The 21780-nt window shown below is 66.8% G+C and carries 18 protein-coding genes; 14 read left to right on the top strand and 4 right to left on the bottom strand.

Annotated features, from left to right (window positions below; genetic code table 11):
* Positions 1–2 precede the first annotated feature (2 nt).
* Both AC3QL3_RS13785 and AC3QL3_RS13780 read right to left on the bottom strand, forming a co-directional pair.
* Positions 3–431, bottom strand: coding sequence for a type II toxin-antitoxin system death-on-curing family toxin (locus AC3QL3_RS13785; RefSeq protein ID WP_492894527.1), 429 nt, complete (start codon positions 429–431; stop codon positions 3–5).
* Between the two features lie 10 nt (positions 432–441).
* Entirely contained in the window at positions 442–663 is a 222-nt protein-coding gene (locus AC3QL3_RS13780) for an AbrB/MazE/SpoVT family DNA-binding domain-containing protein (protein WP_492894525.1), read from the bottom strand.
* A 293-nt stretch (positions 664–956) separates the two neighbouring features.
* Between AC3QL3_RS13780 and AC3QL3_RS13775 the strand changes: the two genes are divergently transcribed.
* Complete coding sequence (locus AC3QL3_RS13775; protein ID WP_492894523.1) at positions 957–1484, top strand: hypothetical protein; 528 nt, start codon at positions 957–959, stop codon at positions 1482–1484.
* An 85-nt stretch (positions 1485–1569) separates the two neighbouring features.
* Entirely contained in the window at positions 1570–2451 is an 882-nt protein-coding gene (locus tag AC3QL3_RS13770; RefSeq protein WP_492894521.1) for a DUF3025 domain-containing protein, read from the top strand.
* A 22-nt stretch (positions 2452–2473) separates the two neighbouring features.
* On the opposite strand, the gene AC3QL3_RS13765 is transcribed toward AC3QL3_RS13770, so the two are convergent.
* Complete coding sequence (locus AC3QL3_RS13765; protein ID WP_492894519.1) at positions 2474–2932, bottom strand: OsmC family protein; 459 nt, start codon at positions 2930–2932, stop codon at positions 2474–2476.
* A complete protein-coding gene (locus AC3QL3_RS13760; RefSeq protein WP_492894517.1) occupies positions 2929–3207 on the bottom strand; it encodes a GNAT family N-acetyltransferase in 279 nt (92 codons plus the stop codon). The genes AC3QL3_RS13765 and AC3QL3_RS13760 overlap by 4 nt, the downstream gene beginning before the upstream one ends.
* Before the next feature lie 379 nt (positions 3208–3586).
* Here AC3QL3_RS13760 and AC3QL3_RS13755 point away from each other — a divergent pair, with 379 nt between their 5' ends.
* The 12 genes from AC3QL3_RS13755 to AC3QL3_RS13700 all read left to right on the top strand — a co-directional run bounded on the left by AC3QL3_RS13755 (position 3587) and on the right by AC3QL3_RS13700 (position 21774).
* Entirely contained in the window at positions 3587–4528 is a 942-nt protein-coding gene (locus tag AC3QL3_RS13755; RefSeq protein WP_492894515.1) for an ABC transporter ATP-binding protein, read from the top strand.
* Positions 4525–5259 (top strand): ABC transporter permease subunit, encoded by a 735-nt coding sequence (locus tag AC3QL3_RS13750; RefSeq protein ID WP_492894513.1) that lies wholly within the window; start codon positions 4525–4527, stop codon positions 5257–5259. The genes AC3QL3_RS13755 and AC3QL3_RS13750 overlap by 4 nt, the downstream gene beginning before the upstream one ends.
* A 13-nt stretch (positions 5260–5272) precedes the next feature.
* Positions 5273–7150 carry a GldG family protein gene (locus tag AC3QL3_RS13745; protein ID WP_492894511.1) on the top strand — a complete coding sequence of 626 codons (1878 nt, stop codon included), beginning with the start codon at positions 5273–5275 and terminating at the stop codon, positions 7148–7150.
* Positions 7147–8379 (top strand): DUF4340 domain-containing protein, encoded by a 1233-nt coding sequence (locus AC3QL3_RS13740; RefSeq protein ID WP_492894510.1) that lies wholly within the window; start codon positions 7147–7149, stop codon positions 8377–8379. Before AC3QL3_RS13745 ends, AC3QL3_RS13740 begins: the two co-directional genes overlap by 4 nt.
* 164 nt (positions 8380–8543) lie before the next feature.
* Positions 8544–8927, top strand: a complete 384-nt coding sequence (locus AC3QL3_RS13735) for a DUF423 domain-containing protein (protein ID WP_492894508.1) — start codon at positions 8544–8546, stop codon at positions 8925–8927.
* Between the two features lie 42 nt (positions 8928–8969).
* Complete coding sequence (locus AC3QL3_RS13730) at positions 8970–9557, top strand: PraA/PraB family alkane oxidation protein activator (RefSeq protein ID WP_492894506.1); 588 nt, start codon at positions 8970–8972, stop codon at positions 9555–9557.
* A gap of 216 nt (positions 9558–9773) precedes the next feature.
* On the top strand, positions 9774–10394 hold the full coding sequence (gene lexA / locus AC3QL3_RS13725) for a transcriptional repressor LexA (RefSeq protein WP_492894504.1): 621 nt from the start codon (positions 9774–9776) through the stop codon (positions 10392–10394).
* Between the two features lie 57 nt (positions 10395–10451).
* Positions 10452–11165 (top strand): translesion DNA synthesis-associated protein ImuA, encoded by a 714-nt coding sequence (imuA, locus tag AC3QL3_RS13720; RefSeq protein ID WP_492894502.1) that lies wholly within the window; start codon positions 10452–10454, stop codon positions 11163–11165.
* A gap of 16 nt (positions 11166–11181) precedes the next feature.
* On the top strand, positions 11182–12630 hold the full coding sequence (locus AC3QL3_RS13715; RefSeq protein ID WP_492894500.1) for a Y-family DNA polymerase: 1449 nt from the start codon (positions 11182–11184) through the stop codon (positions 12628–12630).
* Positions 12631–12781: 151 nt separating this feature from the next.
* Positions 12782–15904 carry an error-prone DNA polymerase gene (locus tag AC3QL3_RS13710; RefSeq protein WP_492894498.1) on the top strand — a complete coding sequence of 1041 codons (3123 nt, stop codon included), beginning with the start codon at positions 12782–12784 and terminating at the stop codon, positions 15902–15904.
* Positions 15905–16044: 140 nt separating this feature from the next.
* Positions 16045–18459: a winged helix-turn-helix domain-containing protein gene (locus AC3QL3_RS13705; protein WP_492894496.1), complete on the top strand. Its 2415-nt coding sequence runs from the start codon at positions 16045–16047 to the stop codon at positions 18457–18459.
* Positions 18460–18768: 309 nt separating this feature from the next.
* The gene (locus AC3QL3_RS13700; RefSeq protein ID WP_492894494.1) at positions 18769–21774 is read left to right on the top strand and encodes a choice-of-anchor J domain-containing protein; all 3006 of its coding nucleotides are present in this window, start codon (positions 18769–18771) and stop codon (positions 21772–21774) included.
* Positions 21775–21780 lie beyond the last annotated feature (6 nt).

Genomic DNA, 21780 nt, shown 5'->3' with positions numbered 1-21780 from the left:
CTTCAGCGACGATAGCGAGCGCGCGGTTCGTGCACCGCGCCGATCGTTTCGATGTGCAGGTGTTCACGCAGCCACGCCGCAAACTCGGCCTCGGAAAGATTGCCTTCGGCGAGCGCGATCATCTTCACGTATTTGTCTTCATCGCTGGCGACGAGTTCGCCGCTGTTGAGGGCGATGAAGGCGCGATAGCAGACATGAGCGGTGCGCTTGTTGCCGTCGACGAAAGGATGGTTGCGCGCGAGGGCATAGGCGAGACTCGCCGCCAGATCGGCGAGATCGGGCGGCGGAATGCCGTAGGCGTGGAGTTGTTGCGGTCGCGCCAGCGCCGACTCGAGTATCGCTGGATCGCGCACGCCATCGCCGCCGCCGTGCTCGGCGAGCTGGCGATCGTGGATCGCGAGAGCGAGCGACTTGTCGATCCAGACGATCACGAAGCCGGCGTCATTTCGCCAGCTTGTGCAGCACCGCGCGGTCTTCGCGCATGATTTTCTCGGCGACTTCCATCTGCGCCGCCAGCTCCGGATCGAACACCGTGAGCTTGATGCCCCCAGGCGTTTCCAGCGCATACAACTCGTCGCCCTTGTCCAGGCGCAGCCGCGCGAGCAGTTCCTTCGGCAAGATGACGCCGGCAGAGTTACCGATGCTGGTGATCTTGAGCTTCATGGCTGGTCCAGCCCACTATTCGATGACGTTATAACAAACGTTATACACCGCCTCAGTGCCGAAGAAAAGTGACTTTTTCGACGTCGATTCGAAGAAGCCATGATGAGAAAAAGTGGATAAAGCAAACTAGCCGGCAACCTGCTAGGATTTTTGCCGTCCACGGCAGTCGTCGATGCAGCGCGCAAGTTCAAGCGGTGCGCAAATCGTGAATAGGGTGAGCGCGGTCCGTTCGGATTCGTCGAGTCGAAATTCGCCGGGGAGCGGGTTTCGATGAAACCTCGGGGAGAGTCGATATGTTCGGTTTGACGCAACTCGGCGTCGTCCATACCGCGATCTCGCTGGTCGCCGTCGCGGCGGGTGCCATCGCTTTGATCCGCGACGGCCGCATCGGCTCGCGCAACACGCTCGGCAAAATCTACGTAGCGACGACCGTGCTGACCTGCCTGACCGGCTTCGGCATCTTCCAGCACGGCGGCTTCGGCAAGCCGCATGTGCTCGGCATCGTGACCCTGCTCGTGCTCGCCCTTGCCGCGATCGCCGAATACACGCGCACGTTCGGTCGTAGTGCGATCTACGTCGCGACGGTGAGCTATTCGCTGACGTTCTTCTTCCACTGGATTCCGGCGGTCACCGAAACCACCACACGCTTGCCGCCGGGAAAGCCTCTGCTGCCGAACGCCGACGCGCCGGAGCTGCAGGTCGTCGGGGCCGTGCTGTTCGTCCTGTTTCTGATCGGCGCGACGGTGCAAGTGCGCCGGGTGCGCGCGCAACGAAAGCGCGAATCCATTCCGGTGATGGGCGGAGCGGCTGACCGCGTCTGAGCTGCGAGGGAAATAACACCGAGATCGTTATCGCAGGCGGCCATCGGCTAGCATCGCAAGTTCGGTTCGCGCTGCTTTCGTCACGATGTCGCAAAGCCTTCGTCCTTCTTCGGTGTGCGAGAGCGCGGAAGTCGCGTTCGCGCGCCCGCCGCTGGCCGTGTGGCGCGAATTCGCCGCGCAGCTGATGGACGGGGTATGGCCCGAGTGCGCCGCCCTCGAAACCTGGCGCCGACGCGCGCAAGCGGACGATGGCCTCGAACGTCCGGCCTTCGCCGCGCAGACCGCGCAACTTCTCACCGACGGTTTGCACTACGAACAACGCATCGCCGAGCGCGGCCTGTTGGCGACGCGCGAGGGCAGCGCGCACGATCTTTTCAACGCCTGGGTCTGGCTGCGCCATCCCGCGCTCAAGCGCGCCTTGAACGCGCGCCAGGTCGCCGACATCGCCGAGGTCGGGCCGAAGCGGCGTACGCGCGGACAATGCGCACTCACCCATTTCGACGAAGCCGGCGCGATCGTCTGGCTGGCCGACGCCGAACTCTTGCCGCTGTGGGATGCGCACGACTGGAGCGCCTTGTTCGGCTCGATGCGCGCCGCCTGGGGTCGTTCGATCGCGGTCACCGTGTTCGGCCATGCGCTGGTCGAGCACGTCTGGAACGGACACGACCTGCCGGTCGCAAAGGCGCTGGTGGTCGAAGCGACGCCGGCGGCATTCGCCGCGCTGCGCGTGGAAGCGGGTGCACTGGTCGCGCGCTGGCCGCAGGCGGAGACGCGCCTCGCCGCAGCGATCGCTGCCGGCGAACTGCTCGCCGATCCGCAGGAATTGCGGCCGTTACCGCTGGCCGGCATTCCGGGCTGGCACGCGCGCGACGGCGAGCCCGAATTTCTGCACGAGGCGCCGTGCTTCCGGCCGCTGCGCACAGGGCGCCGCTACCCGCCGCCGTACGTCGGCATCGCTGCGGCTTGATCGGTTCAGCGCGGCAAACGCGCTAGGCCAGCCGCGTTTCGATCACGATCTTCGAGGTCAGCGTGCGATGCACCGGGCACTTGTCGGCCATTTCGAGCAGGCGCGGCTTGTGTTCGTCCGGCGCGCCGATCAATTCGATCTCGCGCTGGATGTGGTCGAGCATCACCGGCTTGTCGGCGCAGTCGCGGCAGTCCTCGAGATAGCGTTTGGCGTGCTTGAGCCGCACGATCACGCGTTCGAGCGGTATCTGCTTGCGCGTGGCGTAGAGGCGCAAGGTCATCGAGGTGCAGGCGCCGAGCGACATCAGCAGCAGTTCGTACGGGCCCGGGCCGCGATCGTCGCCGCCGACTGCGACCGGCTCGTCGGCGACGAGCTGATGGCGTCCGTCGAGTACGTACTGCTCGAACTTGCCGTCGCCGGTTTCGGCGACGACCACGGTTCCGGCGGCAACCGACGGCGGATCGAAATGAGTGCCGCTCATGCCTGCACCAGATCCTGGTATTGAGGGTGCTTGTCGATGTAAGCCGCGATGAAGGGGCATTGCGGAATCACCTTCTCGCCGGCACGGCGCGCATCGTCGAGCACGTGCTGCGCGAGCTTGGAGCCGATGCCGCGCCCGCCCAGTTCCTCCGGCACGATCGTGTGCAGAAAGGTGATGGTGCCGGGCGCACGCTCGTAACCGACGTAGGCGACGCTGCCGTCGATGCTCAGTTCGTAGCGCTGCCGCGCGCGGTTGTCGATGATCTCGTCTGCCATTTGAGTGCGTCTCGTCGGTGGTGGATGCCGCGCGCAACGCGCCGCGGCGACCGCACGATTCTCGCGCAAACGCCGTTCGTCCGCCCGCCGCCGCGATCGGGGAACTTTCCGCCGACTTTGCGGTATCTTTCGCGGCGCCTCGAAGTTTCGTCCACCGTGAGGGCGGTCGACGACCGCCGGACCGGGTCCGGCTCATGCGATCTTCGGAGCGCTTCCAACGGAACCATCCGCTCGGCTCTCGCAGTCGCAGTGGCGTTTTTTTGAGAAGTGCAGCCAGGGATGGCCGCTGGTAGACCTTCCGAAGTCGTGTTCTAAAGGAATTTGGAGCGATTTCGCAGATAACAGCGATCCCGGACGGATCGCAAAAGGAAAATCCAAGATGATCGAAACGAGGCAACTCACCAAGCGCTACGGCGGCTTCACCGCCGTCGACGCGATCACCTTCAAGGTCGAGCCCGGTCAAGTGCTCGGCTTCCTCGGCCCCAACGGCGCCGGCAAATCGACCACGATGAAGATGCTGGCCGGCTTCCTCGCGCCGAGCTCGGGCAGTGCCACGGTGGCTGGCTTCGACGTCGAGAGCCAGCCGCTCGAAGCCAAGCGTGCGCTCGGTTATCTGCCCGAAGGCGCGCCGAGCTACGGTGAGATGAGCGTGCGCGAGTTCCTCGATTTCCTCGCCGACGTGCGCGGCTTGAAGGGCGAGTCGCGCTACGGCCGCATCGACGATGCGATCGCGCGCCTGCACCTTGAACGCGTGCTGGAGCAACCGATCGACACTTTGTCGAAAGGCTTCAAGCGCCGCGTGGGCCTGGCCGGCGCCATCCTGCACGATCCGAAGGTGCTGATCCTCGACGAGCCGACCGACGGCCTCGATCCGAACCAGAAACAAGAAGTGCGCACGCTGATCAATTCGATGGCGCGCGACAAGACCGTCATCATCTCCACCCACTTGCTCGAAGAAGTCCACGCGGTCTGCACGCGCGCGATCATCATCGCCGGCGGCCGCATCCTCGCCGACGCGAGTCCGAGCGAGCTGGAAGCACGCTCGCGCTACCACCAGGCGGTCTCGCTGACCGCCGCGAACGTGAATCAGGCGCGCGAAGCGCTGGCCAAGGTCGCCGACATCGCCGCGATCGAAGTCGATCCGCAGGACAACCGCATCACCGCCTTCCCCAAGCCGGGGCGTTCGATCTTCATCGCCATCGGCGACGTGCTGAAGGCGCAAGGCGTGGAAGTGCGCGAGCTCGCGCTGGAAGCGGGGCGGCTGGACGAGGTGTTCCGCACCATCACCCAAGCAGCCGCCGGCAAGGAGGCGCGCACATGAGCGGCACCAGCACGATCTTCAAGCGCGAACTGCGCAGCTACTTCGCGACGCCGGTCGCGTACGTGTTCATCGTGATCTTCCTGCTGCTCTCGGGCGCCTTCACCTTCTACATGGGCGGCTTCTACGAGCGCGGCCAGGCCGACCTGCAGCCGTTCTTCAATTTCCATCCGTGGCTGTACCTGTTCCTGGTGCCGGCGGTGTCGATGCGATTGTGGGCGGAGGAACGCAAGAGCGGCACGATCGAACTCTTGCTGACCTTGCCGGTGACGATGTGGCAGGCCGTGTTCGGCAAGTTCCTCGCCGCCTGGGCGTTCATCGCGATCGCGCTGGCGCTGACCTTCCCGATCTGGATCACGGTCAATTATTTGGGCAGCCCGGACAACGGCGTGATCTTCGCCAGCTATCTCGGCTCGCTGCTGATGGCCGGCGCCTTCCTCGCGATCGGTTCGTGCTTGTCCGCATCGACGCGCAACCAGGTGGTCGCCTTCATCCTGACCGTGGTGATCTGCTTCCTGCTGCTCCTGGCCGGCTTCCCGCTGGTGCTCGACGCGATCGGCGCGATCGCACCACAAGGTGTGGTCGATGCCGTCGCCGGACTCAGCTTCCTGACCCATTTCACCTCGATCAGCAAGGGCGTCATCGACCTGCGCGACCTGATCTATTTCGTCCTGATGATCGTCGCCTGGCTGTACGCGACTGCGGTGGTCATCGACATGAAGAAAGCGGCCTGAGGAGGGAACCGTCATGGCAATCAATCGCAAAACGCTCTCCGGCACCGCGCTGCTCGTCCTCGGCGTGCTGCTCGTCGCCGTGCTGTTGCTGGTCAACGTGCTGTTCCGCGGCGCGCGCGTGGATCTGACCCAGAACCATCTGTACACGTTGTCGGCCGGCACCAAGAACATCTTGGGTTCGATCGACGAGCCGATCAATCTGTACTTGTTCTATTCCGACAAGGGCACGCAGAACATCCCGCAAGTGCGCGCTTACGCGACGCGCGTGCGCGAGATGCTGCAGGAGATGTCGGCGCGCGCCGGCGGCAAGCTCAAGCTCGAGGTGATCGATCCGCTGCCGTTCTCCGAAGACGAAGACCGCGCGACCAGTTTCGGTCTGCAGTCGGTGCCGGTATCGGCGGCCGGCGACAAGATCTTCCTCGGTCTCGCCGGCACCAACTCGACCAACGGCCAAGCGGCGATTCCGTTCCTGCAGCCGGACAAGGAAGCGTTCCTCGAGTACGACGTCGCCAAGCTGATCCACGAACTGGAAACGCCGAGGAAGCCGGTGGTCGGTCTGCTCTCGGGTCTGCCGATCGCGGCCGGCTTGGATCCGCAAACACGGCAGATGCGCCAGCCGTGGGCGGTCGATCAGCAATGGACGCAGTTGTTCGAGATGCGTCCGGTCGAAGCGGCGAGTTTGAAGGAGGTCGACAAGGACATCAGCGTGCTGGTGGTGGTGCATCCCAAACAGCTGTCCGACGATGCGCAATACGCGATCGACCAGTTCGTGCTGCGCGGCGGCCATCTGCTCGCCTTCGTCGATCCGAGCGCCGAACTCGACGACAGCGGCGCCGATCCGAACAACCCGATGGCCGCGATGATGGCGGACAAGTCCTCCGACCTACCCAAGCTGTTCAAGGCATGGGGCATCGAGTACGACCCCAAGCAGGTCGTGCTCGACCGTGCGCGCGCGTTGCCGATCAGCATCGCCGAAGGGCAGGCACCGGTGCGCCATCCCGGCATCCTCGGCCTGACCGAGACCGACCTCAATCGCGACGAGGTCAGCACCGCCAATCTGGACACGATCAATGTGTCTTCGGCCGGCTTCTTCCAGCTGTCCAAGGACGCCAAGGACACCAAGCTGGTGCCGCTGATCCAGACCACCTCCGAAGCGATGAGCGTGCCGAGCGATCGCCTGCGCATGCTGTCCGATCCGAGCAGCCTGATGAGCGGCTACAAGGCGGCCGGCACGCCGTTCGTGATCGCGGCGCGTCTGTCGGGCAAGTTCAAGACCGCATTCCCCGAACGCGGCGGCGAGGGCGCGTTGAAGGAATCCAAGGACGAAGGCCAGATCGTGCTGGTCGCCGATACCGACATCCTCAGCGACCGTCTGTGGGTGCAGATCCGTCCGTTCCTGGGCCAGCAGATCATGAACGCGTTCGCCAACAACGGCGACTTCGCGGTCAACGCGCTCGACACCTTGGCCGGCTCCAGCGATTTGATCTCGATCCGCGGCCGCGCCACCTCGCAGCGTCCGTTCGCCACCGTCGACGCGCTCAAGCGCAACGCCGACGAGCGCTTCCGCGCCAAGGAGCAGGAGCTGCAGAAGGAACTGTCCGACACCGAGCGCAAGCTGACCGAACTGCAAAGCGCGAAGTCCAAGGACCAGGCGCAGATCCTCTCGCCCGAGCAGAAAACCGAGCTGGACAACTTCCTCAAGCGCAAGCTCGAGATCCGCAAGGAGCTGCGCCAGGTGCGGCGCCAGCTCGACGCCGAAATCGAAACGCTCGGCACGCGTCTGAAGATCGTCAACATCGTGCTGATTCCGCTCCTGCTCACGCTCGCCGCGCTCGCGTTCGCATGGTGGCGCGCGCAGCGCCGGCGCCAGGCACAAGGAGCCCGCGCATGAACCAGAAGACCCTGATCGCACTCGCCGTCGCCGCGTTGCTCGCGATCGTCGTCGCGTTCGTGCTGAACCAGCGCAGCCAGCCGCGCAGCGAGGACGCTGCGCGCACGACTTATCTCGCGCCGGAACTGCGCGAGCACGTCAACGAGGTCGACAAGCTCAGCGTGACCGGCGCCGAGAACAAGGTCGTGGCGACCTTGCAGCGCGGCGCCAACGGCTGGACCTTGGCGGAGAAGGGCGGCTATGCGGTCGACACCGGCAAGCTGCGCGAATTCCTGCTCAAGCTGGCCGATGCGACCTTGGTCGAGCAGAAGACGGCGAACAAGGACAAGTACGCAACGCTCGGTGTCGAAGACCTCGACGCGAAAGACGCGAAGGGCTTGAAGGTCGAACTCGGCGGATTGGCGCAGCCGTTGGCGCTGATCGTCGGCACCGCCAATGCGCGCGGCGGCGGCAGCTTCGTGCGCCGCACCGGCGACGCGCAGAGCTGGCTGGCCTCGGCCACCCTGACCTTGCCCAAGAGCGCGGCCGATTGGCTGAAGAAGGACCTCGCCGACGTGCCGGCGACGCGCATCGAATCGGTCGCGATCACCAACACCGACGGCAACAGCCTCAAGGTGTTCAAAGCGGCCGAGGGCGATGCCAACTTCAAGCTGGCCGAAATCCCGAAGGGACGCGAAGCCGGTTCGGAATTCAGCGCCAACGGACTCGCTTCGACCCTGGCCAATCTGCGCTTCGACGACGTCGTACCGGCCAAGGACGCTGCGCCCGAGGCGAAGGCGGCGAAGGCGCGCTACGCCACCTTCGACGGCGTGGTGGTCGAGGCGACCGCGTGGCAGAAGGACGACAAGCACTACGCGCAGTTCAAGGCCTCGCTCGACGCCGCGCAGGCGGACAAGGGCATCGCCGCGGCGCAGGCCAAGGCGAAGGCCGACTTCGACACCCTGAGCGCCGCGGCCGAGGCGGCCAAGGCCTCGAAGGATGCGCAGCCCGAAGGCGCCAAGGAAGCGCCGATCAAGCCGCTCGCCGTCAGCGATCCGGCCAAGGATCGCGAGCAGCGATTGGCCGCCGTGAACAAGGAAGTCGCTGAACTCAACGCGCATTTCGACGGTTGGACCTACCAGTTGCCGGCGCACAAGTACGCCAACATCGACAAGTCGATCGAAGACCTGCTCAAGCCGGTCGAAGAGAAGAAGCCGGCCGCACCGGCGAAGAAGGGTGGCGGCAAGTAAAAAGCCTCCGATCCCACACGCTGTTACCTCTCCCGCTTGCGGGTGAGGGCGATCGAAGCGCGCCACTCCACTGCTCTCATCCCAAGCCTCTCCCGCAAGCGGGAGGGGGAGCCGCATCTCCGCGTCGCGGAAGGCGTAGGAGAGTTCGTGCGAATATCGCGCGCATGATCTCTCACTCATCCCGTTGGATTCTCGCTACCGCCGCTCTGCTAGGAGCCCTCGCCGTCGTACTCGGCGCCTTCGGCGCGCATGCGCTGCGCGGTGTGCTCGACGAAAAATCGCTGGCGGTCTGGCAGGTCGCGGTCGACTACCAGTTCCGCCACGTGCTCGCCCTGCTCGCGGTCGGCCTGCTCGCGCGGGCGCAGGCGGCGAGCGCGACGCGCGTGTCCGCCATCGCCTTCGTCGTCGGCATCGTGCTGTTCAGCGGCAGCCTTTACGCGCTCGCATTCGGCGCGCCGCGCTGGATCGGCGTGATCACGCCGGTCGGCGGCGTCGCCTTCATCGTCGGCTGGCTCGCCCTGGCTTGGAGCGCCCTGCGCAGCCGGTAAATCCGCTTTGATCCTAGGATTGCAAGCGTTTGATGCGGGCGTATGATTCTGCGTGCGCCTGGTGACGCGCAGATAACGAGCTTGAGGCTCGGCCTAGCGCAACATGCGCCTCATTCAGACTGGGGAGGACGTGCAATGAGTGTGCTAAAGAAAGTCGTGACTGGATCACTGGTTTCGGCTTGCACCGTAGCGGCATCGCCAGCTATCGCTTTGTCCTACTACGTTGGTGGTTCCACGACGGGCGTATCGAGTTTGTCAGGCAATTCGATCAGCATCTCCGGCGGTAGTTTGGCGTGCAAGACAACCTTCACTGCAAGTGATTCATCAGGCACCGCGCAGATTACAGCAGCTACGTTCACTGGAACCGGGTGCTTAGGCGTTAGGCCTTGCGGATTGCCCTGGACTTTGGCCGTTCCGACGAGCACTGTCGGGCCTAACAATTTATACATTCTCGGTGTTTGCCTCTACTTTCCGGCACCGATCAACAAGACGTGTACAGGCTTCCTGAGTGGATCCCTCGGCTCGACGGGCTTGTTCACCTTCGTGGGCACATTGACGGCCCCGGGCTCCACTTGCATCTTCAGATCGACCACATCTTTCGCTTCGAGCCCTATTTTTTCGGTTCAGTAGGCTAGTGCAGCCGTGGAAGACCCTCGTTCGCCGGTCTAACGCACCGACGAGCGATTCTCCAGCGCTTGCTGCTGCAGAGGCCATTCGAGGACGCGCCGCAGTCCAATGCGTCCGCCGTTGTAGCCGCGGCCGAACGGCCTCGCCTCGCGCGCCGCATGAGCGGAGCTTAAGCGGCGCCTATTGCGCGAGGAAGCGTGAATACGTACATTAGTACGTATGAACGACATCGCGCTCACTCCCAACCAGCGCCGCGTACTCGACTGCATCCGCCGGCATTTCGAGCGCCACGATTGCGCGCCGACCCTGCGCGAGATCACCGAAGCGCTCGGCCTGTCCAGCCATAGCTCGGCGCAGGACTACGTCGAAGCGCTGGTGCGCAAGGGTGCGCTGGAGAGAATGCCGCAGCATCGCGGCCTGCGCCTGGTCGAACGTTCACGGGCGCCGGCGGCGGCCTCGCTTCCTCTCGTCGGCCGGGTCGCCGCCGGCAGCCCGATCCTCGCCACCGAAAACGTCGAAGCGCATTACGCGCTCGATCCATCCCTGTTCCCGCGCGCCGACTATCTGCTGCGCGTAGTCGGCGCGAGCATGCGCGACGTCGGCATCCTCGACGGCGACCTGATCGCGGTGCGCCGCAGCGCCGAGGCGGAGGACGGCCGCATCGTCGTCGCGCGGCTCGACGACGAAGTCACGGTCAAGCGCCTGGAACGCCGCCGCGAACGCGTGCGCCTGCTGCCGGCGAATCCGGATTTCGCACCGATCGAAGTCGATCCGGAGCGCCATGCCTTCGCGATCGAAGGCCTGTACGTCGGTCTGCTGCGACGCGACGGCCGGCTGTAAGACGAACCGGCAGCAAGACGAAGACTCCTTCCGAAATTCTGCGCGAGGCCAACGACGATGCTGCTCACCGATTCCTTCGACATGCTGCCGGCTGCGACGACCTCGTTCACCGGCTTCGCGCCACCGCCGCCCGCGCCGCTGCATCTGCGGCGTCCGCCGCGCGACGACGCGGCCCTGACCGAAGTGTTGCAGCATCCGCGCGTCTGGCGCCGCAGCGCGTCCGCGCACAACCGCGTCGATACCTTGCCGACCGGCTGCGACGCGCTCGATGCGGAACTGCCCGGCGGCGGCTGGCCGCGCGGTGCGCTCAGCGAAATCCTGATCGAGCACGACGGCATCGGTGAATTCGGCCTGGTCACGCCGGCCTTGGCCGCGCTGACGCGCGCGCGCCAACGCGTGGTGCTGATCGCGCCGCCCTACATCCCCTATGCACCGACGCTGGCCGCGGCTGGCATCGATCTCAAGTATCTGGTGCAGATCGAAGCGGGCGCGGTCGACGCCTACTGGACCGCCGAGCAATGCCTGCGCGCCGGTTGCTGCGGCGCCGTGCTGAACTGGCTGCCGCAGGCCGACTATCGTCAGCTGCGCCGGCTGCAGCTCGCCGCCGAGAGCAGCGCCGCACTCGGCTTCGTGTTCCGCCCGCTGGGTGCGGTGGCCGAGGCGAGTCCGGCCGCGTTGCGCCTGCGCGTGACGGCCGAAACGGAAGCGATGGGCATCGAAATCCTGAAATGCCGCGGTCGTTTCGGCGAGTCGATGCGCCTGCGCGCATGACTCGGCGAGTGCGTCCGTGTGGGTCTGCCTCCGTTTCGCGCATTGGCCGCTGCGGGCGCTCGGCGGCGCCGACGAGGCGCAGCCCTGCGCGGTAACCGACGGTCAGCCGCCGCGCCAGCGCATCGCGTATGCGAACGTATCGGCGCGTGCAACCGGCGTGCGCACGGGACACGGACTCGCCGCGGCGCAGGCCTTGTGTCCGCGTTTGCAACTGCTGCAGCGCGATGAAGCGGCCGAACGCCACGGTCTCGAGGCGCTGGCCGCGTGGGCGTATCGATTCAGCGCCGAAGTCAGCCTGGCGGCGCCGGATGCGTTGCTGCTCGAGGTCGGCCGCAGCCTGAGCCTGTTCGGCGGCTGGCCGGCGTTGCAGCGGCGTTTGCGCGGCGAGCTGCTGGCGCTTGGGTATGCGCATGCGCTGGTCGCGGCACCGAATGCGACCGCGGCGCGCGTGCTCGCCCTCAGCCACGACGGCCTCGCGATCGGCGCGGACGCGCCCTTGCAGCACGCGCTCGGCGCACTGCCGCTGGCGCTTGCCGGTCTCGATGAAGCGGTCGTCGCGGCGCTGTGCGGTATGGGGTTCCGCACTCTGCGCGAGCTGTTCCGCCTGCCGCGCGCCGAACTCGCGCGGCGTGTCGGCCCGGCCGCGCTCGACCATCTCGATCGTCTGCGCGGTTTCGCGCACGCGCCGTTGCTGTGCTACCGGCCGCCGCATCGCTTCGAGCGCCGGATCGAGTTCAATCACGAGGTGCACAGCAACGCGGCCCTGCTGTTTCCGCTGCGCCGCCTGCTCAACGAACTGGCCTTGTTCCTGACCGCGCGCGACGGCGGCGTGCAGCGCTACACGCTCGTGCTCGGTCACGAACGCGAAGCGATCACTCGCATCGAGATCGGCTTGCTGACGCCCTCGCGCGACGCCGCGGCCTTGTTCGAACTCGCGCGCGTGCGGCTGGAGCGCCTCGAACTGGCCGCCCCCGTACAGGCGCTGAGTCTGCGCGCCGACGAACTGCCGCCGTTGTGCCCGCTGCATCACGATTTGTTCGAGCGCACGCGGCGCGAAGCGATGGACTGGCCGGCCCTGGTCGAGCGCTTGCGCGCGCGCCTCGGCGACGACGCCGTGCGCGGCCTCGCCTGCGTCGCCGAGCATCGGCCGGAGTGCGCTTGGCGTTTCGTCGCGCCGGCCGATCCCGCAGCGCTGGCCACGCGGCGGCCGGCGTCGCGCGAGGAGCCCGCCGTACCGCAGCCCTCGGCGCGGCGCCCGTTCTGGCTGTTGCCGCGCCCGCTGCCGCTGCGGCCGGCACCGGCAGCGATCTTGGCCGGGCCCGAGCGCATCGAAAGCGGCTGGTGGGACGGCGGCGACCGCCGGCGCGACTACTACATCGTGCGCATGCGCAACGGCCAACGCGCCTGGGCCTATCGCGGTCTGGGTGCGACCGACGAATGGATGTTGCACGGCTGGTTCGCATGAAAGCACCGCTCGCAGCCGCGGCGGCACGCGGGCGTGTCGTCGCCGTAGGCACCTCGACGCGCGTGACGAATGACGCGGCACGGCCGCGTTTTGCAGAAGATCGCGGCGAAGCTCGTCCCGGAATCGATCCGGCAATGCCCGGCAGCGCGAGATGACGGCAAGCTACGCCGAGCTCCACTGCTTGAGCGCCTTCAGCTTCCAGCGCGGCGCGTCGAGCGCGGAAGAACTGTTCGCGCGGGCGCGCGAACTCGGTTACGCGGCGCTCGCGATCACCGACGAATGTTCGCTCGCCGGCATCGTGCGCGCATGGGAAGCGTCGAAAGACGCCGGCCTGCCGCTGATCGTCGGCAGCGAAATGCGCCTGGTCGAAGGCACCAAGCTGGTCCTGCTTGCAGCGAACCGAGACGGCTATTCCGAACTGTGCCGGCTGATCACGCTCGGACGCCGGCGCAGCGCGAAAGGCGAGTACCGGCTCGAACGCGCCGATCTGGAAAATTTGGGCGAAGGCGTGCTCGCGTTGTGGATCGCGCAAGCGACACCGTCGCCCGAGCGCGCCGCGCAAGCCGGCTGGCTGACGCGCCATTTCGGTGGCCGCGGCTGGATCGCGCTCGAACTGCATCGCGGCGCGGACGATGCGCAGGAGCTGGCCGCCTTGCGCGAACTCGGCGCGCGGCACGGCCTGCCGCTGGTCGCGGCCGGTGACGTGCACATGCACGCGCGCGGACGCCGCGCGCTGCAGGACGTGATGTGCGCGATCCGCCTCGGTTGCACGGTGGCCGCGGCGGGGCAGGCGCTGTTTCCGAACGGCGAGCGGCATCTGCGCCGTCTCGACGATCTCGCCGCGTTGTATCCGCCGGAGTTGCTGGCCGAGACATTGGAGATTGTCGCGCGTTGTCGATTCGGCCTCGATCAATTGCGTTACGAATATCCGCGCGAATTAGTGCCGCCCGATTTCACGCCGGCAGCCTATTTGCGCAAGCTGACTTATCAAGGCGCCGCAGAACGCTGGCCGCAAGGCATGCCCGAAGACGTACGCACACAAGTCGAAAAAGAACTCACGCTGATCGCCGAACTCGAATACGAAGCGTTTTTTCTGACCGTCGCCGACATCGTGCATTGGGCGCGCGATCAAGAACCGCCGATCCTGTGCCAAGGCCGCGGTTCCTCGGCGAATTCGGCCGTGTGCTATTGCCTCGGCATCACTGCGGTCGATCCGGCGCACAACAATCTCTTGTTCGAACGCTTCCTCTCGCGCGAGCGCAAGGAGCCGCCCGACATCGACGTCGATTTCGAACACGAGCGGCGCGAGGAAGTCATCCAGTACGTGTTCCGCAAGTACGGCCGCGAACGCGCCGCGCTGGCGGCGACGGTGATCTGCTATCGCGGCCGCAGCGCGCTGCGCGACGTCGGTCACGCGCTCGGGCTGCCCGACGAGCAGCTCGACCGCCTGACCCGATTGCATTCGCGCGTGCACAGCGACAAATCGCGCGAGGACTGGCTGCGCGAGCGCGGTTTCGATCCGGGCAGCCCGGTCCTGAAGCGCTTGTTCGTGCTGACGCGGCAACTGCGCGGCTTTCCGCGCCATCTGTCGCAGCACGTCGGCGGCTTCGTCATCTCCGAGCGACCGCTGCATCACCTGGTGCCGGTCGAAAACGCCTCGATGGCGGAACGCACGGTAATCCAGTGGGACAAGGACGACCTCGAATCGCTCGGCCTGCTCAAGGTCGACTGCCTCGCGCTCGGCATGCTGACCTGCTTGCGCAAATCCTTCGACCTGCTGCGTCGGCACGACGGCCCCGACCTGGTGCTGGCGACTGTTCCGCAGGACGACGAGAAAACCTACGCGATGATCTGCAAGGCCGAAACGATCGGCGTGTTCCAGATCGAATCGCGTGCGCAGATGGCGATGCTGCCGCGGCTGCGGCCGCAGTCGTTCTACGACCTGGTGATCCAGATCGCGATCGTGCGGCCGGGGCCGATCCAGGGAAACATGGTGCATCCGTATCTGCGGCGGCGCAAAGGCGAGGAGGAGATCGACTACCCGCAGTCGCGAAACGAGCGCGAAGCAGGCACGCAAGCCTCCGCGGTCAAGAAAGTGCTCGAGCGCACGCTCGGCGTGCCGATCTTCCAAGAACAAGTCATGCGCCTGATCGAAGTCGTCGCCAGCTTCACGCCGGGCGAGGCCGATCAGCTGCGCCGCGCGATGGCGGCCTGGAAGCGCAAGGGCGGACTGGAACCGTTCCACGACAAGATCCGCGAGGGCATGCTCGCCAACGGTTACGAAGACGCCTACTTCGAGCGCATCTTCGAGCAGATCAAAGGCTTCGGCGAATACGGCTTTCCCGAATCGCATTCGGCCAGCTTCGCCTTGCTCGCCTACGCTTCGGCCTGGCTCAAGCAGCATCATCCGGCCGCGTTCGCCTGCGCCTTGCTCAACTCGCAGCCGATGGGTTTCTACCAGCCTGCGCAGATCGTGCAGGAAGCGCGCCGCCAGGGCGTGCCGCTGCGCGCAGTCGACGTGACGGCGAGCGAATGGGATTGCACGCTGGAGCGGCACGGCGCAACGCTGGCGCTGCGCCTCGGCCTGCGCCAGGTCGGCGGCTTGTCGCAGGATCTCGCTGCGCGCATCGTCATGGCGCGCGAGCAAGCGCCGTTTCGCGACGTCGCCGACCTCAGCCGGCGCGCGCGGCTCGACCGCTTCGAACGCGCACGGCTGGCCGATGCCGGTGCCCTGCATCGGCTCAGCGGACATCGCCATCGCGCGCACTGGGACGGTGCCGCTGCCGAGGCGCCGACGCCGCTGCTGGCCGCGGCCGTTGCCGAAGAAGCGCGCATCGCGTTGCGCCCGCCGAGCCTGCGCGAGGACGTGATGGCCGACTACGCCACCCAAGGCCTGTCGCTGGCGCGCCATCCGCTGGCGCTGGCGCGTACCCAACTCGCGCGCCGCCGCGTGGTGACCGCGCGCGCGGCCGCGGCCGCGACCAACCGCGGCCGCTATCTGCGCTGCGCGGGTCTGGTCACCGTGCGCCAGCATCCCGGCACGGCCAAGGGCGTCACCTTCGTCACTCTCGAGGACGAAACCGGCGTGGTCAACGTGGTGGTCTGGCGCCAGCTGGCCGAGCGTCAGCAGGACGTCCTGCTCGATGCGATCGTGATGGGCGTCGACGGCGTGCTCGAAGCGAGCGAGGGCGTGCATCACCTGGTCGCGCGGCGCCTGTACGACTACAGCGGGCTGTTGCCCGAACTCGGTTTTCAATCGCGCGATTTCCACTGAAGCGCCGCCGCGCGAACCTGCCGCGCGCCTGCGGTAGTATCGGATGCTCGTGCGAGTACGAGCGATACGGCGAGGCAGGCCGCGCGAGCAGGACTTCGCGCGGACGCGAAAGGCGGCGGAGGCCGACCGATTCTGGCGCTATGCACAAGACCGTCTATCGCTTCGGCGACTTCGAACTCGACCCGAAAGCCCGCGAGTTGCGCCGCGCCGGCGAACTCGTCGCGATGCTGCCGAAGTCGTTCGACTGCCTGACCTACCTGATCGAGCATCGCGACCGCGCGGTCGGGCGCGACGAATTGATTTCCGCCGTATGGGGACGCGCCGACGTCAGCGATCACCTGCTCGCACAGACCTTGCTCGGCGCACGCCGCGTGCTGGGCGACGTCGGCACGAACGAACGCAGCACGATCGCGACGGTGTCGCGCTTCGGTTATCGCTGGGTGGCTGCGCTGGAGGTCTGCGAAAGCGCTCCCGTCGACGCCGCCGCCGAGTCGGGAAAATCGTCCTTCGAGCCGGCGCCATCGGGGCCGGCGAATTCTTCCGACTCGATAGCGCCAGTCTCGGCCGCGCCTGCATCGAACGAGCGTGCCAATCCGCAACCCAGCACGCGGCGCCGCCGTCCGCGCCTGCTGCTGGCGGCGATCGTCGTGCTGGCCGTGGTCGCGATGGGCATCGCCGCGATTCGGCTGCGCCTGCCCGACGCGCCCAAATCCGCGGCGGCCGTCGACACACAAGACGCCTACATCGTGCTGCCGGTGTACATGGCCGATCGCAGCGACCCCGAAAGCGCCTGGATTCGCCTCGGCGGCATGGAATACCTGTCCGCGCAGCTGCGCGAACGCGCTGCGTTGAACGTGCTGCCGAGCAATCAGGCGATCGCGATGGACGGCGAAGAACGCCCCGACACCGACCGCGGCGCAGGCGACGTCCAGCGCGTGCGCTCGATCACCGGTGCGACGCATGTGATCACACCGCGCGCGCAGCGCTCGGCCAGCGCGTGGACATTCGAGTTTGACGTCTATCGCGGCGACGGCTTGGAAACTTTCAGCGGCGCCGGCGCGCGCCCGCTCGACGCGGTGGCGGATGCGACGCGAAGTTTCCTGCGCAGCCGCGGCATCACGTTACCGTCCAAGGACGATGCGCAACCGGAGTTGACCGAGCTGTTGCAGCGCGTCGACGCGGCCTTCCTCAAAGGCGATCTGCGCCAGGCGCGCGCGCTGATCGACGCCGCATCGCCCATGTATCGCGAGAACCCGGAGCTTGCGATCCGCGACGCGCGCGTGGCATTCCGCGCCGGCCAGCTCGACGCCGCCGCCGTCTTGTTCGAGTCGCTGACGGCGGACGAGGCCCGCATCCCGCTGTCGGTGCGCGCGCGCGCCTACATGGGGCTCGGCGGCGTCGCCGCACGGCGCGGAAATTTCGCCGCGGCACGCCCGCTCTTCAGCCAGGCGATCGCGCTGTCGGAGGGCACCGGCTCGCGCACGATCCTCGGCACCGCCTACATGGAGCGCGGCAACGTGCTGCACGCGCTGGACGAATACGACGCCGCGCTGACCGACTTCGGACGCGCGCGCGTGGAGATGGAGCGCAGCGGCGACCGGCTCGCGATCGGCGTGCTCGACGTCAACCTCGCCCTGGTCGAGGCGGGCCGCAACCGCTGGGAAACGGCGCTGGCGAGTTTCGATCGCGGCATCGAGGTCGGTGTCCGCTACGGCGTCGACGACGTGCTCGCGACCGCGCTGCTCGGCAAGACCGACGTCCAGCTCGCGCTGGCGGACAGCGCCGGCGCGATCGCCAGCAGCGAGCGCTTCGTGCCGCTGCTGGGTCGTCTGGACAATCCGATCCTGCTGCGGCGGCTGGCGTCGGTGCGCATTCGCGCTCTGCTCGCGGCCGGCCGCATCGCCGACGCCGAGCGTGAGCTGGATGCGTTTCTCTCGGGTTCCGCTTCGATGCGCGGCGATCCGCAGTTCGACCTGCTGCGAGTCGAGATTCGTATGCGGCGCGGCGAATTCGCAGCAGCCTCCGAATCGGCCGAAGCGATCCTCGCGCGCATCCGCCGACGCGAAGACCCGACCAGCGAAGCCTTGCTGACCCCGGCGCTCTGCGCGTTCGTGACCGCCGCCGCGCGCCGCGGCGCTGCCGCCGGCACGCTGCAACACTGGCTCGACCAGCTCGACACGGCGCCGCCGGACGACTCGCCGCCGTGGGAGCGCGAGTTCTATCGGACGCTGGCGCGCGCGGAGGCGTCGCCCTCGATCGACCTCGCCACGCCGCTGTTCTCCGACGCCTTCAGTCTGGCCGATCAGCATGGCCGCCGCGATCTGCAGGTGCTGGCCGGCGTCGGCCACATCCGCCGGCTGCTGCACAGCGACGGCGGCTCGGCACAGGCAGTCGCCATCGTCGGTCGTCTGACTGCCATCGCCGCGCACGACTATCGCGTCAAGCTAGCCGCCGCCGACGTGTATCGGGCGGTCGGCGATACCGAACTGGCCGCCACGGCGTTGGCGGACATCGCCTCTTTGACTCGCGAACCGGCCGCGCCGCTGGTCTATTGAGCGATCGCAACGGATTGTTTTGCGGGGTCTTGTCGTTTCTTTGGGGCGTTCTTGGGGGCTCGTTGGGGCGTTCTTCGACGGATCGACACACAGTTCTGCGCCGACTCGCCGCTCGCCGCCTCCGCAACGGAGCGCGGCCTGGCGAGCGCCTTCATCTTGGGGATAGCCATGAGTACAGCTCCCGAAAACCCTCGGCGCTCGACGCGCCGTTCGAATCCATCCGACCACGCCGCACGGGTGCCTGCGTCCGCTTCGCGCCGAACGGGTTCAGCAAAGCCTGCTCCGAATCGGATTCTGGCTTATGCCGCTTTGGTCGCGGTCGCGCTCGGCACGCCGGCGATCGGCGCCGCGGCGGCGCCGGGACGCGCCGCCGTACTCGCGGACCCGAATGCTCGCTCGCTGCTGGAGGCCCCAACCAGCAAGCATCCGCCGGGGCCTGCGCAGGCACCGCGGCCCAATCCGCATCCCGCCGGTGCGGCCGCACCGCTGCGAGTCGTCGATGAAGGTTTCGATCGCGTCGATCGGTTCACCCTCGACGGCAAGTTCGGCGTTCCCGGCGGCATCTTCGAGGACGGCTGGCTGCGCCAGAACAACAGCGACAGCCCCGGCACGATGTGGATGTCGAAAGGCACCGGCGACCCGGTCGACGGCGCAGCGACGGCCTTCATCTACCAGAATCCGTTCGCCACGCGGTCGAATACGGGCACGATCAGTTCTTGGCTGCTGACGCCGCCGATCAACTTCACCGCGACGACGAAGCTGTCGTTCTACACGCGCAAATACGTCTATTGGAACGAGGGGGTGCCGGCGCGCATGCAGGTGCGCGCCTGCGTCGCGGCCGATTGCGGCGACGTCGGCACCGCGCCGGAAGACGTCGGCGCCTTTCACGACGTCGTGCTCGACATCAATCCGGCCGAAGCCGACGGCATCTATCCGGAAGAGTGGACCCGCTACGAGCTGAGCGCGGCCGACGGCCTGCCGACCTCCGGCAGCGGACGCCTGGCGTTCCGCCAGTACGTGCACCAGGACGACGGCGTTCTTCGCGGCGACACCGTCGCGCTCGATCGCGTCGTGGTCGAGCAGGGCGAGGGCGATGCCAGCGCGTTGGATTTCGAGGTGACGGTCGCGCGTGCCGATCCGGACAATCCGGCCGCGTGCGGCAGCGCTACCGAGATCGAGGTGGCGGTCGGCGATCAGGTCAATTTCTGCTATCGCATCACCAACCACGACAGCCAGCCGCTGCGCTACCACTGGCTGCGCGACAACGACGTCGGCACCATCCTGACCCAAATGGGCGTGCAGGTTCGTCCGGGTTCGAGCTATCAGTACAACCGCGTCATCACGGTCGGCGAATCGAGTTCGCCGTCGGTGACTTGGACCGCATCGAAAGATCCGCCCGGCTACGTCGTCGACGACAGCCAGCCGGCGCAGTTCGTCGACGTCACCGACGGCACGCCGATGGACACGCAGAACTACGCCTATTCGATGGAACTGCCGTTTCCGGCCGATTTCGATTTCCGTCTGCATCGCGAACGCATCGATGCTCTTTGCATCGGTTACACCTGGGCGGCGATCGAGAACAAGAAAACCGAATTCTGCGATCTGCTGCCGCACTTCGGCGTGCGCCCGTTGCCGGACTCGCAAGCCACGCTTTATGGATCGGTGCTCGGCCTCTACATCACCTCCCTGGTTTCGCCGCTGACGCCGCCGTCCGGCATTTTGTACAAGACGCTCGGGCAGGCGCCCAATCGCCGCTTGGTGATCGGCTACGACCGCGTGCCGGTCGCCTACGGCGCGGGCGATTCGGCCAGCGAACTGTCGGCGCAGATCGTGTTGAACGAAGGCAGCGGCGTGATCGAGTTCCAATACGCCGACGTCTCCTTCGGCATCACCAAAACCTGCGACTACGGCGGTTGCGCCTCGATCGGCCTGCAGCACCAGATGACCGCGCAGCCTTACTCCTACATGCAGCAGAGCCTGCGCCTGGTCGACCGCATCGCCTGGACTCCGTCCGACCCGAGCGTGCACACGCGCACGCGCCAAGTGCGCATCACGGCGCGCGCTTCGGCGCTGCAGCTCGACACCAGCGCGATCGAGGTTTCTGCGGCGGCGGGCGAGACCGTTGCGCGAACGCTCAGCATCGGCAACCGCGGCGACGGTCGCCTCGACTGGTATACCAGCACCAGCAACGCTGCGACCGACAGCCATCTGCCGCGCGGTCCGCGTCTGGTTCTGCCGCTGCACGAGAACACGCCGGGCTCGTTCGCCGCCAAGAAGACGCGCGACGATGCGGCGGTAACGCAGCAGCCGTCGCCGTTGTTGCCGATTGTGCCGGCCGGAGCGGGCGACGAACGCTCGCTGTGGTACTTCGACATCTCCGGCGGTTATCTAGTCAACACCAGTTTGGACGATTCGCAGAGCGGCATCCGTGGTTATCCGAGCTATCGCACGATCACCGGCGCGGATTTCTTCGACGACAATTTCGGCCGCTTGATCGCGCTCGACGCCGCCAGCGGGGAAGTGCTGGCCTACGCGCCGGTCGACACCGCGTCGAGCTTCGCCAGGGAAGAGGTGCTCGGCCACTTCGATCTCGCGGCGGGAGAAACCCTGAGCGGACTGAAGCAGGACCCGACCAGCGGTGCGATCTACGTGGCCAGCTCGAACGGGCAGGGCAGCCGGCTTTGGCGCGTCGACCTCAACAGCATGACCAAGTCGCTGATCGGACCGATCGATGGCGCGCCCGGCATCATCAGCATGGATTTCGACGACGACGGCCGGCTCTACGGCGTCGACGTCGTGCTCGACGCGCTGATCGCGATCGACAAGAGCAACGGCGCTGCCGCGGCGGTCGGTTCGCTCGACGTGTCGACCGGCGGCATGATCTCCGCGCTGGCGTTCGACCCGGCCAGCGGCACTTGGTACCTCGGCACCGTGGTGTCGGGAAGTTTCGGCCAGCTGTTCACGGTCGATCCGCTGACCGGCCGCACGCAATACCTCTCGACCTTGAGCATCGGCGACTCCGCCGCGCAGATCGGCGCGCTGGCTTTCGCTCATGCCGGCAATCGCTGCATTTCCTGGGACAGTGTGCCGTGGCTGAACTTGAGCGGTTGGGGCGGCACGATCGAGCCGGGCGAGGCGACGACGGAGCTTCAGCTGAGCCTGGACGCGACCGCCGCCGGCCCCGGTGTGCACGCGGTCGATCTCTGCGTGCACAGCAACGATCCGGCGCATCCGCGCGTCGCCGTGCCGATCCGCTTCACCGTGGCGGCGGGCGATGCGATCTTCGGCGATGGCTTCGATACGCAAACACGATGAGATAGC

This window comes from Dokdonella sp. GW821-FHT11D02, assembly GCF_058808595.1.
Note: the sequence above shows the minus strand (reverse complement) of the source record. Positions and strands in the feature narration are given on the sequence as shown.

What these genes read in the sequence shown, in the direction of transcription:
- AC3QL3_RS13780 (WP_492894525.1), bottom strand. Translation starts at nt 663, where the DNA reads ATGAAGCTCAAGATCACCAGCATCGGTAACTCTGCCGGCGTCATCTTG.
- AC3QL3_RS13775 (WP_492894523.1), top strand. Translation starts at nt 957, where the DNA reads ATGTTCGGTTTGACGCAACTCGGCGTCGTCCATACCGCGATCTCGCTG.
- AC3QL3_RS13770 (WP_492894521.1), top strand. Translation starts at nt 1,570, where the DNA reads ATGTCGCAAAGCCTTCGTCCTTCTTCGGTGTGCGAGAGCGCGGAAGTC.
- AC3QL3_RS13765 (WP_492894519.1), bottom strand. Translation starts at nt 2,932, where the DNA reads ATGAGCGGCACTCATTTCGATCCGCCGTCGGTTGCCGCCGGAACCGTG.
- AC3QL3_RS13760 (WP_492894517.1), bottom strand. Translation starts at nt 3,207, where the DNA reads ATGGCAGACGAGATCATCGACAACCGCGCGCGGCAGCGCTACGAACTG.
- AC3QL3_RS13755 (WP_492894515.1), top strand. Translation starts at nt 3,587, where the DNA reads ATGATCGAAACGAGGCAACTCACCAAGCGCTACGGCGGCTTCACCGCC.
- AC3QL3_RS13750 (WP_492894513.1), top strand. Translation starts at nt 4,525, where the DNA reads ATGAGCGGCACCAGCACGATCTTCAAGCGCGAACTGCGCAGCTACTTC.
- AC3QL3_RS13745 (WP_492894511.1), top strand. Translation starts at nt 5,273, where the DNA reads ATGGCAATCAATCGCAAAACGCTCTCCGGCACCGCGCTGCTCGTCCTC.
- AC3QL3_RS13740 (WP_492894510.1), top strand. Translation starts at nt 7,147, where the DNA reads ATGAACCAGAAGACCCTGATCGCACTCGCCGTCGCCGCGTTGCTCGCG.
- AC3QL3_RS13735 (WP_492894508.1), top strand. Translation starts at nt 8,544, where the DNA reads ATGATCTCTCACTCATCCCGTTGGATTCTCGCTACCGCCGCTCTGCTA.
- AC3QL3_RS13730 (WP_492894506.1), top strand. Translation starts at nt 8,970, where the DNA reads ATGATTCTGCGTGCGCCTGGTGACGCGCAGATAACGAGCTTGAGGCTC.
- lexA (WP_492894504.1), top strand. Translation starts at nt 9,774, where the DNA reads ATGAACGACATCGCGCTCACTCCCAACCAGCGCCGCGTACTCGACTGC.
- imuA (WP_492894502.1), top strand. Translation starts at nt 10,452, where the DNA reads ATGCTGCTCACCGATTCCTTCGACATGCTGCCGGCTGCGACGACCTCG.
- AC3QL3_RS13710 (WP_492894498.1), top strand. Translation starts at nt 12,782, where the DNA reads ATGACGGCAAGCTACGCCGAGCTCCACTGCTTGAGCGCCTTCAGCTTC.
- AC3QL3_RS13705 (WP_492894496.1), top strand. Translation starts at nt 16,045, where the DNA reads ATGCACAAGACCGTCTATCGCTTCGGCGACTTCGAACTCGACCCGAAA.